Origin of the sequence: Embleya sp. NPDC020630 (genome assembly GCF_044334985.1) — a bacterium.
Lineage (GTDB): Bacteria > Actinomycetota > Actinomycetes > Streptomycetales > Streptomycetaceae > Embleya.
The window spans coordinates 280,925-298,149 of the sequence record NZ_JBIRUB010000008.1; the positions used below are offsets into that span (position 1 = coordinate 280,925).

The window sequence follows — 17,225 nt, forward strand, 5'->3', positions numbered from 1 at the left end:
TCGATCCGAGGGGGATCGGGGGGACTCGTTGAAGATCGTCGCAGGTCGCGCGGGCTTCCCATACCGCGGTTGGGTAACAGGTGTGCACCACTCGGAACCGGTGCCGCGCCGGCATGCGTCAGGACTCCCGGCCAGGCGGCCCGCCCGCGAAGATCCGCGCGAGCGACATGTCGTTCAACGCCTTGACGAAAACCCCTGTTCGCACCGAACCCGCCGAACGCGCGGTGATCTTCACCACGTTCGTGCCGACCACCTCGGCCCGGACGTCGGTGAGCATCGCGTTCCACGGCACACCCTGCGCGGTCGGCTCGCCGCCGGTGAACACCCCGCGCAGCCGGTCCGCCTCGGCCCGGGCGGCCTGTTCCGATTCCCGGGCCACGCACAGCACGTTCGTTCCGGGCACGCCGGCCTTGCCCGTCACACCCACCGCGATCCGGGGCCCGCTCGGCTGCTCGCCACCGCCGGCGCGGTCGGTGAGCACCGCGGCCAGCGGCCGGTCCAGGCAGGCGGCCAGCGCGCGGGCGGTCGGGTCGGCGCCGAGTCGGGCGCCGCCCCGGGACAGGTCGGCGCCGAGCAGGGTCGAGCCGTAGCCGATCTGTCGGTCGGCGACCCGCACCGCGTTGAAGTGGTCGACCACCGACGGCAGTTTCCGTGCCAGCGCGTCGTCGACGGACAACTCGTTGTCGGCGCGCAGGCGGTACACGCTCGCCGCGGTCGGGTCCGGCTTGCCGCCCAACTCCTTCAGCTTGCCGATCACCGCGCCCTTGTCGAAGCCGCCGGAGATCACCCCGCCCTGCTGCGGCGGCCGACCCGCCGACCACGCCTCGTTCGTCTTCGCCGGATCGAAGCCGAGCGCCGGCGCCACCTGGGGCCCCATCGCGGCCAGATCGGGATAACCGGTGCCGAGCAGCGCGCCGTACGGTCCGGTCGTGGCGGTGCCGCCGTTGGCCTTGGCGATCGCGGCGGTGTCGCCGTATTCGAACCAGCCCCGGGTCGACGCGTCGTCGCGCACCCCGTCCAGCGCACCGCGCAGGCCCGTGGACCCGGCGTCGTGGGAGCCGCCGCCGCACGCCGCCGTCCCTGCCAGCATCAGCAGCGTCGCCAGTGTCGGAACGAGGCCGCCGGCTATCCGCCCGCGTCGCCCGGACCGCCCACTCCGACGTGTTCTCGCCGCCACGCGCGCACCCCGATCGTCGTGCTGCACCCCACCGGACATGCCTCACCCGTGGGCACGAGTCCGGGTGGTCCGATCATACTGCGCCATACCCCCGGTTTCGCTTCCCGGATCCCCGGGAACCAACGCGAATCCGCGCACACCCGCTCCGGTCGCCGTCGACCCGCCGCTCCCCGGCGCCGCGGCGGGGAGCGGAGCGGGTCCGGATTTGTTTGAGAGCATGGCCGGGTGAGCTCTGCCAACGAGAACCCCGCACCCGCCTCCGCCGCCCTGTTCGCACGCGCCCGGGCCGTCACCCCCGGCGGTGTCAACTCGCCGGTGCGCGCCTTCCGCGCGGTCGGCGGCACACCCCGCTTCATGGTCTCCGGCACCGGTCCGTACCTGACCGACGCGGACGGCCGCGAGTACGTGGACCTGGTCTGCTCGTGGGGCCCGATGATCCTGGGTCACGTGCACCCCGCCGTCCAGGAGGCCGTCCGCGAGGCGGTCGCGCGCGGCACGTCCTTCGGCACACCCGGGGCCGGCGAGGTCGAACTCGCCGAGGAGATCGTCTCCCGGATCGCCCCGGTCGAGCAGGTCCGCCTGGTCAGCTCCGGCACCGAGGCGACCATGTCCGCGATCCGGCTGGCGCGCGGCTTCACCGGCCGGGCCAAGGTGGTGAAGTTCGCCGGGTGTTACCACGGTCACGTCGACGCGCTGCTCGCCGCGGCGGGCTCCGGCCTGGCCACCTTCGCCCTGCCCGACACGCCCGGGGTCACCGGCGCCTCGGCCGCCGACACGATCGTGCTCCCGTACAACGACCTCACCGCGGTCGAGTCGGCCTTCGCCGCGCACGGCACCGAGATCGCCTGCGTGATCACCGAGGCCGCGCCGGGCAACATGGGTGTGGTCACCCCGCGTCCGGGCTTCAACGCCGGGATCAAGGCGCTGTGCGAGCGGCACGGCGCGCTGTTCGTCTCCGACGAGGTGATGACCGGCTTCCGGGTGTCCAAGGCCGGCTGGTTCGGCCTGGAGGGTGTGGTCCCGGACCTGATCACCTTCGGCAAGGTGATGGGCGGCGGTTTCCCGGCGGCGGCCTTCGGCGGGCGCTCCGACGTGATGTCCCAGCTGGCCCCGCTGGGTCCGGTGTACCAGGCCGGCACGCTGTCGGGGAACCCGGTGGCCACCGCCGCCGGCGTGACCACGCTGCGGCACTGCACCGACGCGGTGTACAAGCACCTTGACCGGGTCTCGCTCGCGCTGCGCACCGAGGTGTCGGCGGCACTGGCCAAGGAGGGCGTCGCGCACACGGTGTCCACCGCCGGGAACATGTTCTCGATCTTCTTCACCGACGCGCCGGTGCACGACTACGACCAGGCGCGCACCCAGGAGTCGTTCCGCTTCGGCCCGTTCTTCCACGCGATGCTGGACGCGGGCGTGTACCTGCCGCCGAGCGCCTTCGAGGCGTGGTTCCTCTCGGCCGCCCACGACGACGCGGCCGTGAACCGTATCCTCGACGCGCTGCCGGCCGCAGCCCGCGCCGCAGCGAGTGCCCAGGAGAACTGACGATGGCTCAGAAGCCGCAGACCAACCGCGACGTGACGATCGTCCACCTCATGCGCCACGGCGAGGTGCACAATCCGCACGGCATCCTGTACGGCCGCCTGCCCGACTACCACCTGTCGGAGCTGGGCCTGAAGATGGCCGAGCGGGTGGCCGACCACCTGGCCGGGCGCGACATCACGCACGTGGTCTCCTCGCCGCTGGAGCGCGCCCAGGAGACCGCCGCGCCGATCGCCGGCCGGCACTCCCTGGAGATCGCCACCGACGATCGCCTGATCGAGGCGGAGAACATCTTCCAGGGCAAGACCTTCGGGGTCGGCGACGGTTCGCTGCGCAACCCGGGGCACTGGAAGCACCTCACCAACCCGTTCAAGCCCTCGTGGGGCGAGCCGTACATCGAGCAGGTGGTGCGGATGATGGGCGCGCTCGGTGCGGCCCGGGACGCCGCGCGCGGGCACGAGGCGGTGTGTGTGAGCCACCAGTTGCCGATCTGGGTGACCCGCTCGTTCGTCGAGCGGCGACGCCTGTGGCACGACCCGCGCAACCGGCAGTGCTCGCTCGCCTCGCTCACCACGTTCACCTACGAGGGCGACAAGATCGTCTCCGTCGGCTACAGCGAGCCCGCTCGCGACCTGCTGCCGGCCAAGCTCGCGGGCAAGAAGCAAAACAAGAGCTTCGGGGCATAGCCCCCTATTTATTTGGGACGAATCGGGATGATTTAAAGCGGTGTCGGCGGCACGACGGACCCCGAGTGGAGCGGTCGTGAGGGCATGCGAAACTTTTCACATGCTCACACGCCGCCTCCCTCGTCGTGCCGCACTGCTCACCGCCGCGGCCCTGCTCGCCCTCACCGGTTGTGGCGGGATGAGCGCCGGCGGCAAGAGCAGCGGCGGCGACGGCAAGGGCTATGTCGACAACGACAGCAGCGGCATCGCGCGGGCGAAGCAGGGCGAGCGCAAGTCGGCCCCCAAGGTCGCCGGCAAGACGCTGGAGGGCAGGGACATCAGCCTCGCCGACTTCAAGGGCAAGGTCGTGGTCCTGAACGTGTGGGGCTCGTGGTGCCCGCCGTGTCGGGCCGAGGCCGCCGACTTCCAGCAGGCGCACACCGAGAACGCCGACAAGGGCGTGCAGTTCCTCGGCATCAACACCCGCGACGCCACCCAGGACAACGCGCTCGCGTTCACCGCGAGCAAGGGCATCACCTACCCGAGCCTGTGGGATCCGGACGCGCGCGAGATCCTGAAGTTCACCGGGAGCCTGAACCCGAACGCCATCCCCAGCACGCTGATCATCGACCGTGAGGGTCGGATCGCGGCCCGGGTGCTGCGTGCGGTCACCATCGACGAACTGCGCTCGATGATCGACCCCGTGCTGAACGAGAAGGTCTGATCGCGGTGCTTCTCGCAGCCCAGGGGATGAACAACACGGTCTACACGGGATCGCTGCTCGCGGCGATGCCGATCGCCCTGCTCGCGGGGTTGATCTCGTTCTTCTCGCCGTGCGTGCTCCCTTTGGTGCCGGGCTATCTCAGCTACGTCACCGGAGTCTCCGGCGCCGACCTCAAGGACGCCCGACGCGGTCGGCTCTTCCTCGGCGTGCTGCTGTTCGTGCTCGGCTTCACCGCCGTCTTCGTCTCCATGGGCGCCGCCTTCGGCTACTTCGGCCAGACCCTGACCGAACACCAGTCGACGCTCACCAAGGTCTTCGGTGGCGTCACCGTCGTGCTGGGCCTGTCGTTCATGGGCGTACTGCCCGGCCTCCAGCGCGAGTTTCGCGTACACAAACGACCGACCATAGGTCTGGTCGGGGCACCCCTCCTGGGCGTGGTGTTCGGTCTCGGCTGGACCCCGTGCATCGGCCCGACGTTGTCGGCCGTGCTCACCCTGTCCACCAGTGAGGCGAGTGCCAATCGGGGAGCGCTGCTCACGGTCGCGTATTGCCTGGGCCTCGGCGTTCCGTTCCTGCTCACCGCCGTCGCGTTCCGTAAGGCACTCGGTGCGTTCGGGTGGGTCAAGAAGCACTACGTCTGGGTGATGCGCCTGGGCGGCGGCATGCTCGTGCTGCTCGGGGTGCTCATGCTCAGCGGGGCGTGGGACCACATGATGCGCGAGATGCAGTCGTGGGCCCAGCAATACACGATCGGATTCTGATGAGCATCGAGACCCATCCCGACGACGTCGTCCGGGCCGACCCCGGACCGGACGACGACCCCGAGCGGGTCGCGGCGAGCGAGGTGCGAGCCGGTGCCGGGATGTCCACGGCACCCGCGCAGGACGACGGCGACGAGGAGATCCGCCAACCGCAGTTGGGCGTGGTCGGCTGGCTGCGCTGGCTCTGGCGGCAGCTGACCTCGATGCGCGTCGCGCTGATCCTGCTGTTCCTGCTGTCGATCGCGGCGACGCCGCCGACGCTGATCCCGCAGCGGCCGGTCAGCCCCATCAAGGTCAGCCAGTACTTCCGCGACCACCCCACCCGCGCGAAGATCATGGACAAGTTCCAGCTCTTCGACGTGTTCTCGTCGTGGTGGTTCGCCTCGATCTACATCCTGCTGTTCGTCTCGCTCCTGGGCTGCATCGTGCCGCGCTGCTGGGCGCACGCGAAGACGCTGCGGGCCAAGCCCCCGGAGGCGCCGCGCAACCTCACCCGGATGCCCGCGTACGCCCGATGGGAGACCTCGGCGGACCCGGACACGGTGCTGGCCGCGGCGCGCGCCACGCTGAAGAAGCGGCGCTTTCGGCTCAACCCGGGCAGCGACACGATCGCGGCGGAGAAGGGCTACGCGCGCGAGACCGGCAACCTGCTCTTCCACATCGCGCTGTTCGGCATCCTGGTCGCGTTCGCCTTGGGCAGTCTGTACAGCGTCAAGGGCGGCAAGATCGTGGTCGAGGGCGGCAGCTTCGCCAACGTGCTGACGCAGTACGACGACCGCCAGTTCGGCGCGTTGGTCGACGAGGACAACCTGGAGCCGTTCGGATTCCGGCTGAAGTCGGTGGACCAGACCTTCCAGCCGACCGGCGCCAAGCGCGGCGAGCCGCGCTCGTTCACCGCGCACATCGAGTCCTGGTACGGGCACGAGGGCAAGGACAAGTCGGGCACGATCCGGGTCAACCACCCGCTCGAGGTGGGCGACACCAAGGTCTTCATGATCGCCACGGGCTATGCGCCCGAGGTGACCGTGCGCGATGCCAAGGGCAAGATCGCCTACAAGGGCCCGACCGTGTTCCTGCCGCAGGACGGCAACCGCACCTCGACCGGCGTGATCAAGGTCCCGGACGTCAGCGCCGGACTCAAGCAGCTCGGCTTCGACGCGCAGTTCCTGCCCAGCGCGCCGATGGACCAAGAGGGCAACCTCCTGGTGGACCCCAAGCGCGGTCCGATCTCGGTCTTCCCCTCGCTGCTCAACCCCCGGTTGATGATCAGCGGTTACGAGGGCGACCTGGGCATGGACTCGGGCGTGCCGCAGAACATCTACGCGCTCAAGGCGAACAAGATGTCGAAGTTCATGGACGGCAACGACATCTGGCGCAAGGCGCTCAAGGTCGGCGAAACGGTCGACCTGCCCAACGGCGCCGGCACGATCACCTTCGACGGCGTCAAGACCTGGGCCAACTTCCAGGTCGCCAGCGAGCCTGGCAAGGGGCTCGCGCTGATCAGCACGATCGCCGCGATCGTCGGTCTCGTATTGTCACTGTTCGTACGCCGCCGCCGGATGTGGGTGCGTGCGGCAAAGGGCCCCGACGGCCACACGGTCGTCGAGGTCGGCGGGCTCGCCCGCACCGAGGGTGGGGGCCTCGGCGATGAGGTACAGGAGTTCGTGGACGCGTTGCGCGAGGCCGCGCCGGCGAACTCTCCCGGCACCAAGGTCAAGGAGTGAGCGTGGGCGTCAACGAGAACCTCGCCCAATTCAGCAATGTGCTGATGTATTCGGCGATCGCCGTCTACCTGATGGCGTTCTTCGCCTATTGCATGGAATGGACCTTCGGCAGCAGCGGGGCGGTGGCCAAACGCTCCGCCGACCTGACCGTCGAGGTGCTCGAACCGGCGGCCGCCGCGGGTGCGGGCGGCGGGGTCGCGCTGGCCGAGCGGCCGGTGGTGGTGCTGCGCGACGGCGCGGACGCCGGTGCCGGCGACGACGACGAGGGCAACGTGGCGGGCGGCAGCGAACGTGCCGACCGCATCGGCCGGGTCGCGGTCTCGCTGACCGCACTGGCCTTCCTGCTGCACGCGGGGTCCGTGCTGACGCGCGGCATCTCGGTGGAGCGGGCGCCGTGGGGCAACATGTACGAGTTCTCCACGTCGGTCGCGCTGATGGTGGTCACCGCGTTCCTGGCGCTGCTGTGGAAGTACCCGGTGCGCTGGCTGGGCCTGTTCGTCACGCTGCCGGTGCTCACCACGCTGGGCGTGGCGGTGACGGTGCTGTACACCGACTCCGAGCAACTCGTCCCGGCGCTGGACTCGTACTGGTTGTGGATCCACGTCGCGTCCGCGATCGTGTCGTTCGGCGCCTTCCACATCGGCGCGCTCGCCTCGATCCTGTTCCTGTTCAAGCAGCGCTACGAGCGCCGGCAGGCCGACCCGGCCGACACCAAGCGGGGTCGCTTCGACGACCAACTGGCCCGTCTGCCCAGCGCGTCGTCGTTGGACAAGACCGCCTACCGCGTCAACGCGATCATCTTCCCGCTGTGGACGTTCGCGATCGTGTGCGGCGCGATCTGGGCGGAGAACGCGTGGGGCCGCTACTGGGGCTGGGACCCCAAGGAGGTCTGGTCCTTCATCACGTGGGTGGCCTATGCGGCCTACCTGCACGCGCGTGCCACGGCCGGCTGGAAGGGCTCGAAGGCGGCGGTGGTCTCGCTGGTGGCCTTCTCGTGCTTCCTGTTCAACTACTACGGGGTCAACATCTTCGTGAACGGGCTGCACTCGTACGCGGGCGTGTGATTCGCGAATTCCTCGTCGGGTCCGCCCCGTTGCCCCGGTCGGGGCGACGGGGCGGACCCGTTTCGGCGTTCGCCGCACCCTTCGCACCTTCGGAACCGGCCGATTTCGTCGGTGTCCGGATGGTCACCCCGCGCTATGGTGGCGACCATGGCAGTGGACGAATACTCGGAAAGTGCCCAAGCCGCTCCCACTCCCGAGGAAGTCGGCGCCTCCTACGACGAGTTCGGCGACCTGTACGGGCTCATCCTCGGCGACGCCGCCATCCACGTCGGCATGTGGGTGACGCCGGGCGCACGGACTCGCGCCGCCGGCCTGACCGACCTGGCCAACCTCGCCATGGATCGGCAGACCGACCACTACATCGCCGCCCTGGGCCTCGGGCCGGACGACCACCTGCTCGACATCGGCTGCGGCACCGGCGGCCCGGCCCTGCGGGCCGCGCGCGCGACGGGGGCCCGAGTTACCGGCATCACCGTCAGCGGCTCCCAGGTGGAACTGTGCCGGGCCCGCGCCGACGAGGCGGGACTCGCCGACCGGGTGGGCTTCGCCCTCGCCGACGCGATGGATCTCGGCAAGGAGTACGAGGACGAGTCGTACGACGCCGCCTGGGCCATCGACTCGTTCGCCCACATGGACAATCGCCTCGCCGTGCTGCGTCAGGCGTGGCGCGTACTGCGTCCCGGCGGACGGCTGCTGTTCACCGAATTCACCAAGCGCGGCGAGCCGACCCCGGAGCACCTGGCCGTATGGCGCGCGGTGTGGACGTCCCCGCCGCCCCAGACACCCGCCGCCCTGCTCGAACGGGTCACCACCGAGGCCGGATTCCACCTCGAACGCCTCGAGAACCACACCGACAGCTTCGTGGTCACCGGCGACCTGATGGACATCTTCTACCGCGAGCACCACGAGCGGATCCTGGCCCGATACGGCGCGGAGACGACCGCGAACATGGACGCGGCGATGCCGAAGCTGCGCGAGTTGATCAACGAATACATGGGCTACTTCGTCTTCGTGGTCCGCAAGCCGAACTGACGCGGGCGGCCGGCCCGCCCATCACTGCGCTCGTCGCGTGTGCCTCCTATCCTGACCCGGTGGCGGTATCACTCACCGCCGGGGAAGGTGGAGCATGTCATCCCGCATATCCATATCGGGAGTTCGCGACGCGGTCCTGATCACCGGTGTGCTGATCGGCGCCATCTGGGTGGTCCAGGTGATCAACTACGCGACCGACGACTCGCTGCTGACACACGGGGTGACACCGCGGCGGGCGGACGAACTGCCCGACATCCTCTCCGCGCCGTTCCTGCACTTCGGGACCGGGCACATCGTGTCCAACACGTTTCCGCTGATGCTGCTCGGCTTCCTGGCCGCGCTGCGGGGAGTCGCCCGGTTCCTGACCGTGCTCCTCGTGATCACGGTGGTCGGCGGGCTCGGGGTGTGGCTCACCTCGCCGTCGGGGTCGAACTCGGCGGGCGCGAGCATCCTGGTCTTCGGCCTGTTCGGGTACCTGGTCGTACGCGGCTTCGCCGATCGGCGCGTGCTCGACGTGCTGATCGGCTTCGCGGTAGTGGCCCTGTACGGCAGCTCGTTCGCGATCGGGATCCTCCCGGTAGCGGAGGGCGTCTCATGGCAGGGCCACCTGTTCGGCCTGATCGGCGGAGTGATCGCGGCAGTAGCACTACGCCGCCGCCCCACCGACCGCCGCGACCCGTCGCAACCTTCGCTCGCCGGCCTGCCGACCATTTGACCGGCGCTGCCGACGCGAGCAGCTCTCCGCGAGCCGAGGCGGCTGTCGTCGCCGCCTCCGGCTACGGGCGCAGGCCCCGGATGCCCAGGTCCAGCAGGGCACAGACGAACAGGGCGATGCCGATGAAGCCGTTCGTGGTGAAGAAGGCCCGGTTGAGCTTGCTCAGGTCGTTGGGCTTGAGCAGGCTGTGTTCGTAGACGAAGGCCGCCGCCACGATCAGCAGGCCCAGCCACCAGAAGAAGCCCGCGCCGGTGAGGGCGCCGAACCAGACGAACAGCAGCGTGGTCACCACGTGGCTGACCTTGGAGGCGTTCAGCGCGGCGGCGATGCCCCACTTGGCCGGCACGCTCTTGACGCCGTGCGCGCGGTCGGCGGCGACGTCCTGGCAGCCGAAGATCAGGTCGAAGCCGCCGATCCAGGTGCCCACCGCCAGGCCCAGGACCACCGCCTCCCACGACCACGAGCCGGTGATCGCCAACCACGCGCCGACCGGGCCGATCGCCTGCGCGATGCCCAGGATCGCGTGCGGGACGTTGGTGAAACGTTTGCCGTACGGATAGATCACCATCGGGATCACCGCCACCGGCGCGAGCGCCAGGCACAGCGGGTTCAGCAGCGCGGCGGCCAGCAGGTAGAAGAACAGCGCGACCAGCGCGCCGATCCACGCGGTGCGTACCGACACCGCGCCGGTGACCAACTCCCGCGTGGCGGTGCGCGGATTGCGCGCGTCGATCTCCCGGTCGATGATCCGGTTGCAGGCCATCGCGAACGTGCGCAGCCCGACCATCGCCACGGTGACCAGGAACAGCTCCCAGTAGTGCAGGCGTTCGTTGCTCTCGTACATCGCGGTGAAGGCCGCGATGTAGGCGAACGGCAACGCGAACACCGAGTGCTCGATCAGCACCAGACGCAGGAACGCCTTGACCCGGCCGACCTCCGACGGTGCTCCGGGAGCGGGTAGAGCAGCGGACGTCACAGCCCGTATTCCTTCCATCGGCGGGTCACCTTGGCGGCGGTCTCCGGATCCGACACGACCATCTCCGGCCAGCCGCCGTCGCGGGTGTAGCCCTCCTCGGGCAGCTTGCGGGTCGCGTCGATGCCCGCCTTGCCGCCCCAGAACTGTTGGTAGGACGCGTGGTCGAGGTGGTCCACGGGCCCCTCGACCAGCATCAGGTCGCGCGCGTAGTCGGTGTTGCCGAACGCCCGCCACGCGACCTCGTGGTAGTCGTGCACGTCGCAGTCGGCGTCCACGACCACGATCAGCTTGGTCAGCGACATCATGTGCGCGCCCCAGATGGCGCTCATCACCTTCTGCGCGTGCTTGGGGTACTTCTTGTCGATCGAGACGATCGCGCAGTTGTGGAAGCCGCCCGCCTCGGGCAGGTCGTAGTCCACGATGTCCGGCACGATGATCTTGAGCAGCGGCAGGAAGAACCGCTCGGTCGCCTTGCCCAGCGGCCCGTCCTCGGTCGGCGGCCGGCCCACCACGATCGACTGGAGCAGGGGCTTTTCGCGCATCGTCACGCAGTCGATGGTCAGCGCCGGGAACGGCTCCTGCGGGGTGTAGAAGCCGGTGTGGTCGCCGAACGGGCCCTCGGGCAACATCTCGCCCGGGGTCAACCAGCCCTCGAGCACCACCTCGGCCTCGGCCGGGACCTGGAGCGGCACGCTCACGCAGTCGACCATCTCGATCCGCTTGCCGCCGATGAAGCCGGCGAACAGGTACTCGTCGATGTCCCCGGGCAGCGGCGCGGTGGACGCGTACGTCACCGCCGGCGGGCACCCGAACGCGATCGCCACCGGCAGCCGCTCACCGCGCTTGGCGGCCACCTGGTAGTGGTTGCGGCTGTCCTTGTGGATCTGCCAGTGCATCCCGATGGTGCGCTTGTCGTGCCGCTGGAGCCGGTACAGCCCCAGGTTGCGCACCCCCGTGTCGGGGTCCTTGGTGTGGGTCAGGCCCAGGTTGTAGAACGAACCGCCGTCCTCGGGCCAGGTGAACAGCGCCGGGATGGTGTCCAGGTCGACCTCGTCGCCCTTGTACACCACCTGCTGGCACGGCGCGTCCTTGATCTTCTTCGGCGGGATGTGCGCGACCGCGCCGAGCTTGCCGAACGCCTCGCGGATCCCGCCGAAACCCTGCGGCAGTTCGGGCTTGAGCAGGCCGCCGATCTTCTCCGACAACTCGTCGTAGCTCTTCAGCCCGAGCGCCATCAGCATGCGCTCGTCGGTGCCGTAGACGTTCATCGCCAGCGGCATCGAACTGCCCTTGACGTTCTCGAAGAGCAGCGCCGGGCCCTTGGCCTTGTTCACCCGATCGGTGATCTCGCCGACCTCGAGATGTGGATCGACCTCGGCGCGCACGCGCTTGAGGTCACCGCGCTTCTCCAGTGCCTTCAGGAAAGCGCGCAAGGTCCCGTATGCCATGCGTGCCAGTATCCGATACGGACTCGCCGGACCCGCACGCGCACCCGCCCGCTCGGGCTACGTTGGTGCCTTCGTGCCGGGCAGGGACGGGCAGGGAGGGGTACATGCTCACGGTCGCTTCGGAATTGCGTTCGGTGGTCGTTCACGCCGTCGGGGCGGTATGCGTACGAAATTGCGAGGTGGACCTGCAGGCGGAGGCGTCGGGGCCGGTACGGGTGCGGGTGACCGGCTTCCCGTTGACCGCGTACGGCGACCGGTTGCGGGCGCGCGTGGTCGGGGGCGGTGCGGGCGTACGGGTCACCGACGTGCGGCCCGTGGTCGACGTCGAGGTGGTCGACGACGCGGATCTGCCGGACGTACTGCGCGACCTGGAGGCCGCCGAGTCGCGGCTGCGGGCGCTGCGCGAGCGGCGGGCCCGACTGGACGCCGAACTGGGCCGGATCGCCGGCCTGGAGCCGGTGTCGCCGCCCGTGCGTCGCGGCGACCCGCCGCGCACCGCGCCGGTGTCCGCGCTGTTGGAGCTTGCCGCTTTCGCCGACGAGCGGTCGGCGGCGCTGCACGAGCGGATCACCGCCTGCGACGCGGAGATCCGCGAGGCGATGCGCGACGTGGACGTGTACCGCTTCCGGCTCAACGCCGGGTCCGGCGCCGCGCGGACCGAGCGGGCCCAGGCGTCCGGGACCGCCGTGGTCACCCTGGAGCACACCGGCGGGGCCGGCCCGGTCGAACTCGCGGTGGAGTACCACGTGCCCGGCGCGCGCTGGGCGCCGATGTACCAGCTGCGCCTGGACGAGGCGATGACCGGCGGCACGCTGGTGATGCGGGCCTGCGTCGCGCAGCGCACCGGCGAGGACTGGTCCGACGTGCGGCTCGGGCTGTCCACCGCCGACCTGGCCCGCGGTTCCGACCTGCCCGAGCTCAAGTCGCTGCGGCTGGGCCGGCGGCAGAGCGCGCCCGCGCACGCGGGGTGGCGCGAGCCGCCGACCGGCCTGGCCGACCTGTTCGCGGGATACGACGCGAGTCGGGCCGAGCGGCCGCGGCCGATGTACGGCGTACCCGCGGCGGCGGCCGGAGGGGCCGTGCCGAGCGAACTCATGGAGGACGAGGACCGGATCGTGTACCGGGCCGCGCCGCCGCCCGCCCCGACCACTGCGGCCCCGGCGCCCCTGGCCGCGCCGATCGCGCCCGGCGGTTACGGCGGTCCGCCCCCGCCGGCCGCCGCCCGCCCCGCCCCGCGCAGCCGCTTCCGGCGCGGTGCCTCGGCCGAGGCGGCCGAGGGCGACGCGTACGGGGGCGCCGGATTCGCCGCGTTCCAGGAGTCCGGTTTCGCGCCCACGGCCGAGGTCGACGCGCGCTTCGTCGACGCCGACGTAGCCCCGCCGGCGCCGACCGAGCCGGGCGCCGACCTGCTCGACTACGCCGCGCTCGAACTGCGCGGCGCCGACGACGAACCGCAGGACCGGGGCCGGTTGCGCGCCGCGGCGTCCGGACCGGGCGGCGTGGCGGCGGAATATCGCCGGCGCGCCGACGAGGTCACCCGGCTCACGCTGCCCGAGCATGCGCTCGCGCCGCGCGACGCGGCCGGGTCGTTCGACTACCGCTTCGACACCGCGGCTCCGGCCGAGGTGGCGGCGGACGGCGCGTGGCACACCATCCCGGTGTGCGAGATCGAGATCGGCCTCGACCCCGAGTTCGTCTGTGTACCCGCCCTGGACGACGCGGTGTTCGGCACCGTCGTACTCGCCAACGCCTCCCCCCACGCGCTGCTCGCGGGGCCGGCCGACGTGTCGGTGGCGGGCGAGTTCCTGATGACCGTGCCGCTGCCGACGCTGGCGCCGGGTGCGCGCGAGCGGGTCGGGGTGGGCGTGGTGGAGAGCGTGCAGGTCTCGCGCAACGCGCACATGCGCGAGTCGACCGCGGGCCTGCGCGGCGGCACCGTCGTCCTCGACCACCGCATCGAGGTGGACGCGGTCAACCACCTCGCCCGGCCGATCCGGCTCGACATCCTGGAGCGGGTCCCGGTCACCGACGACAAGGACGTGCGGATCGAGGAGCACGACGGCGCCCCGCGCTGGGTCGAGGACACCGAGCTGCGCGACGGACGACACGTCGCCGGCGCGCGGGTGTGGCACGTCGAACTCGCCCCGGGCGAGCGCAAAAACCTGACCGGCGGCTACGAGATCCGGATCCCGGCGGCGAAGGCCGTGGTCGGCGGCAACAGGAGGGTTTGAGATGACGCAGCCGATGGCTCGGCCGACGACGCAACCGACGGCTCGACCGACACGTACGCAGGGCACGCCGGCGGAGCCCAAGCCGGAGTCGTTGCCGATCACCGCGGTGACCTGCCTGGAGGACCGGGCCCAGGTGACCCGGTCCGGCCGGATCGTCCTGACCGAGGGGGTACAGCGGGTCCTGATCGGGCCGGTGACCCCCCTCGCGGTGGACCGGTCGCTGCGCGCCGAGGTGGTCGCCGACGACGGCACCGCGACCGCGATCGACGCGCGGGTGCTGCGCACGTACACCCCCGAACCCGCGAACGGCCCGGGCCCGGATGCCTCCGAACTGCGCCGACTCGTGCACGAGTTGAGCACCAAGGACAACGAACTGACGCGGCGCGAGGAGCGGTTGCGCGGCCGACTCGCGCTGATCACGCGGGCCGAGCAGGAGTTGCGCCGGGAGATCGTCGAACACACCGGCTACGGGACCACCGATCCGCAGCGCTGGGCCGGCGAACTCGACCGGCTCTCCGCCGAGGCCGAGCAGCGGTTCGCCGACCTGCACGCGCTGACCGAGGAGAAGAGCGCGCTGATCCGCCGGTCGCGCGACGCGCAGGCGGCCCTCGACCTCGCCGAGCGGGCGCCGGAGGAGCTGACCGCGACCGTCGAGGTGGTGATCGACGCGGACCGGGCGGGTTCGGCCGAGCTGCGCGTGACGCACCTGGTGCCCTGCGCGCTGTGGCGGCCGGCCTACCGCGCGACGCTGGCTTCCGACCGTCGCTCGATCGAGCTGGAGTGCGACGCCATGGTCTGGCAGCGCACCGGCGAGGACTGGTCCGGGGTCGCGCTGTCCCTGTCCACCGCGCGACCGACCCTGGCCGCGCGGCCGCCGAGCCTGGTCGAGGACCGGCTCACTCTGCGCGAGCGCAGCCAGGAGGAGAAGAAGCAGGTCGAGGTGGACCTGCGCGAGGAGGACATCGCCGCGGTCGGCAAGGTCGCGGCCGGCTCCTCGGGCTCCGCCGAGCTGCCCGGCGTGGACGACGGCGGCGAGGTCCGGGTACTGGCCGCGCCCGGGCCGGTGAAGGTGCCCGGCGACGGCCGGCCGCATCGGGTCCGGCTGACCACCTTCTCCGCCGACTGCACGCCCGAGGCCGCGTGCGCGCCGGAGTTGTCGGAGTACGTGAGCCAGGTCGTGCGGTTCGCCAACGACGCGGGACACGTGCTGCTCGCGGGCCCGGTGGAGCTGGTGCGCGGCAGCGGCTACGTCGGACGCGGGCAGCTCGACTTCGCCGCGCCGGGCGAGGAGGTGCGGTTGCCGTTCGGGAGCGAGGACGACTTCCGGGTGGTCCGCGAGGTCACCGAGTCGCGCACCACGGCGGGGCTCACCGGGCGCACGGTGATCACCCGTACCGTGACCGTCTTCGTCTCGCACATCGCGGCGCCGGGTGCCGAGGTGCCCGGGACGGTGGTGCTGCGCGAGCGCGTGCCGGTGTCGGAGGTGTCGGCGGTCGAGGTCAAGGTGCGCCGCGACCTGTCGGAGCCGGCCCCGGACGCGGTCGACGACCAGGGGATCGTGCGCTACGACGTGGCGCTGTCGGCCGGCGAGCGGCGGCGGTTGACGCTGGTGTACGAGCTGCACGCGTCGGGCAAGGTCACCGGGTTGTGAGCGATCCGGTGTTCATGGAGTCGACCGTTTACGCTGGATGGGAGACACACCTCAGTACGGAGTTCCGAGTACCAGTCAGGGAGACCAATTCATGCTCAGGGTCCTGCCAATCCTGCTGGCCCTCGGCGTGCTCGTCTACGCCTTCATCGACTGCCTGACCACCGACGAGAAGCAGGTCCGCAACCTCTCCAAGGTGATGTGGGTCCTGATTCTGCTGGTCTCCTTTCCGGTCCCGTTCCTGGGGCCGATCGGCTGGTTCGTCGCCGGGCGGCCCAAGCGGGAGCGCGTCGGCGGCGGGACGGTCTTCGGTGGTCGCGGTCGCGGCGGGCAGTTGGCCCCCGACGACAACCCCGAGTTCCTGGCGTCCCTGGCCAAGGACGGCAAACCGGCCGACGCGCCCAAGCCCGGCACCGACGAGGACGAGATGTTGCGGCGCTGGGAGGAAGACCTCAAGCGCCGCGAGGACGACCTGCGCAGCCCCGACCAGGACAACCCGGAAGGGCGGGCGAAGGACAAGGACTGACCCGCGCCGGCAAACGCGAGCGCCGACCGTGGCCCGGTCGGCGCTCGCTTTTTCACAGCGCGGCGGCCACCTCGGCCGCCGCGTCCGCGAGCAGTCGACCGGTGCGTTCCAGGGTGCGGCCGTCGGTGCGCGGCGCGAAGCCGCGCAGGCTCAGGATCAGTACGAGGTCGCCGTCCGGGGCGTGCACGGGCGCGCTGATCGCGCCCACCCGGTAGTCCCGGTCGGCCTCCAGCTCGTCGATCTGTCCGCCGTCGGAGCCGCCGATCTCGGCCGCGATCTCCTCGAGCAGGGTGCGCAGCCGGGCCGCCGACGCGCCCGCGCCGAGCGTGTCCAGGCCCTCCAGGTGCTCGTCCAACTCGCCCAGCGTCTCGCCCAGTCGGGTCTCCACGTCGGTGACCAGCTCGATCGCGAAGCCGGCGCGCCGCGCGTTGTCGATGGCGTGTTCCATCCGGGCCCGCGCGGTGGGATCGTCGGCATCGTCCAGCCAGCGGCGGACCGTTTGCTCGTCGGCCCAGGGCACGTAGCCGATGCCCAGCGGCGGGGTGATCGGGGCCTGGGCGCCGATGTGCGGCCGGTGCGGCTCCGCGCCCGGCGCGCGCACCACCTCCGCGATGGCCACGTGCCGCTCCCCGGGGGTCATCGCGAAGCAGGTCAGCCCGGTCTCGTCGCGCAGCCGGCGCATCACCGGCCGGGCCACGTCGAGCACGCCGAGCCCGCGCGCGGCGGCACGCCCGACCGCGACCAGGGCCGGGCCGAGTCGATAGGTGCGCCGGGTGGGGTGGCGGATCAGCCAGCCCAGTGAGGTCAGGCTCGCCAGCATCGGATGGCAGGTCGCGGGGGTCACCGCGAGGTGCCGGGCGATCTCGGACAGGGTCAGCCCCTCGGCGGGCCGTTCGGCGATCGCGTCGATCAGCGAGACGAGTCGGTCGGTCTGCGGCGAGGGGCGTGGGGCCATGGCGGGACCATACCGGATGGAATCCGTGATCTTTTCGCAT

At 71.0% G+C, this 17,225-nt stretch carries 15 protein-coding genes; 11 read left to right on the forward strand and 4 right to left on the reverse strand.

All coding sequences use genetic code 11. The annotated features are described in order from the left end of the window. Positions 1 to 118 precede the first annotated feature (118 nt). Positions 119 to 1,090, reverse strand: coding sequence for a hypothetical protein (locus ACH4XV_RS27300; protein WP_395794188.1), 972 nt, complete (start codon positions 1,088 to 1,090; stop codon positions 119 to 121). A 312-nt stretch (positions 1,091 to 1,402) separates the two neighbouring features. Here ACH4XV_RS27300 and hemL point away from each other — a divergent pair, with 312 nt between their 5' ends. From hemL to ACH4XV_RS27340, 8 genes are all read left to right on the forward strand, one after another. Beyond that, positions 1,403 to 2,719 carry a glutamate-1-semialdehyde 2,1-aminomutase gene (hemL, locus tag ACH4XV_RS27305; protein WP_395794190.1) on the forward strand — a complete coding sequence of 439 codons (1,317 nt, stop codon included), beginning with the start codon at positions 1,403 to 1,405 and terminating at the stop codon, positions 2,717 to 2,719. Positions 2,720 to 2,721: 2 nt separating this feature from the next. After that, entirely contained in the window at positions 2,722 to 3,402 is a 681-nt protein-coding gene (locus tag ACH4XV_RS27310; protein ID WP_078976776.1) for a histidine phosphatase family protein, read from the forward strand. Positions 3,403 to 3,502: 100 nt separating this feature from the next. Beyond that, entirely contained in the window at positions 3,503 to 4,105 is a 603-nt protein-coding gene (locus ACH4XV_RS27315; RefSeq protein ID WP_395794192.1) for a TlpA family protein disulfide reductase, read from the forward strand. Between the two features lie 26 nt (positions 4,106 to 4,131). After that, positions 4,132 to 4,866 carry a cytochrome c biogenesis CcdA family protein gene (locus tag ACH4XV_RS27320; RefSeq protein ID WP_380000016.1) on the forward strand — a complete coding sequence of 245 codons (735 nt, stop codon included), beginning with the start codon at positions 4,132 to 4,134 and terminating at the stop codon, positions 4,864 to 4,866. After that, positions 4,866 to 6,590 carry a cytochrome c biogenesis protein ResB gene (locus tag ACH4XV_RS27325; protein WP_395794194.1) on the forward strand — a complete coding sequence of 575 codons (1,725 nt, stop codon included), beginning with the start codon at positions 4,866 to 4,868 and terminating at the stop codon, positions 6,588 to 6,590. Before ACH4XV_RS27320 ends, ACH4XV_RS27325 begins: the two co-directional genes overlap by 1 nt. A 44-nt stretch (positions 6,591 to 6,634) precedes the next feature. After that, positions 6,635 to 7,654 (forward strand): c-type cytochrome biogenesis protein CcsB, encoded by a 1,020-nt coding sequence (ccsB, locus tag ACH4XV_RS27330; protein ID WP_395794460.1) that lies wholly within the window; start codon positions 6,635 to 6,637, stop codon positions 7,652 to 7,654. A 147-nt stretch (positions 7,655 to 7,801) separates the two neighbouring features. Continuing rightward, positions 7,802 to 8,686, forward strand: coding sequence for an SAM-dependent methyltransferase (locus tag ACH4XV_RS27335; RefSeq protein WP_395794196.1), 885 nt, complete (start codon positions 7,802 to 7,804; stop codon positions 8,684 to 8,686). 94 nt (positions 8,687 to 8,780) lie between these two features. Continuing rightward, a complete protein-coding gene (locus ACH4XV_RS27340) occupies positions 8,781 to 9,401 on the forward strand; it encodes a rhomboid family intramembrane serine protease (protein WP_395794198.1) in 621 nt (206 codons plus the stop codon). Positions 9,402 to 9,462: 61 nt separating this feature from the next. Here the strand turns inward: ACH4XV_RS27340 and mqnP are convergent, their stop codons facing one another. Both mqnP and ACH4XV_RS27350 read right to left on the reverse strand, forming a co-directional pair. Then, positions 9,463 to 10,377, reverse strand: a complete 915-nt coding sequence (mqnP, locus tag ACH4XV_RS27345) for a menaquinone biosynthesis prenyltransferase MqnP (RefSeq protein ID WP_395794200.1) — start codon at positions 10,375 to 10,377, stop codon at positions 9,463 to 9,465. Further along, on the reverse strand, positions 10,374 to 11,825 hold the full coding sequence (locus ACH4XV_RS27350; protein ID WP_078979432.1) for a menaquinone biosynthesis decarboxylase: 1,452 nt from the start codon (positions 11,823 to 11,825) through the stop codon (positions 10,374 to 10,376). Before ACH4XV_RS27350 ends, mqnP begins: the two co-directional genes overlap by 4 nt. A 179-nt stretch (positions 11,826 to 12,004) precedes the next feature. Between ACH4XV_RS27350 and ACH4XV_RS27355 the strand changes: the two genes are divergently transcribed. The 3 genes from ACH4XV_RS27355 to ACH4XV_RS27365 all read left to right on the forward strand — a co-directional run bounded on the left by ACH4XV_RS27355 (position 12,005) and on the right by ACH4XV_RS27365 (position 16,230). Further along, positions 12,005 to 14,056, forward strand: a complete 2,052-nt coding sequence (locus ACH4XV_RS27355; RefSeq protein WP_395794202.1) for a DUF4139 domain-containing protein — start codon at positions 12,005 to 12,007, stop codon at positions 14,054 to 14,056. Between the two features lies 1 nt (position 14,057). Next, the gene (locus ACH4XV_RS27360; RefSeq protein WP_395794204.1) at positions 14,058 to 15,707 is read left to right on the forward strand and encodes a DUF4139 domain-containing protein; all 1,650 of its coding nucleotides are present in this window, start codon (positions 14,058 to 14,060) and stop codon (positions 15,705 to 15,707) included. A gap of 91 nt (positions 15,708 to 15,798) precedes the next feature. Continuing rightward, positions 15,799 to 16,230, forward strand: a complete 432-nt coding sequence (locus tag ACH4XV_RS27365) for a PLD nuclease N-terminal domain-containing protein (protein ID WP_395794206.1) — start codon at positions 15,799 to 15,801, stop codon at positions 16,228 to 16,230. A gap of 52 nt (positions 16,231 to 16,282) precedes the next feature. On the opposite strand, the gene ACH4XV_RS27370 is transcribed toward ACH4XV_RS27365, so the two are convergent. Beyond that, positions 16,283 to 17,185 (reverse strand): IclR family transcriptional regulator, encoded by a 903-nt coding sequence (locus tag ACH4XV_RS27370; RefSeq protein ID WP_395794208.1) that lies wholly within the window; start codon positions 17,183 to 17,185, stop codon positions 16,283 to 16,285. Positions 17,186 to 17,225 lie beyond the last annotated feature (40 nt).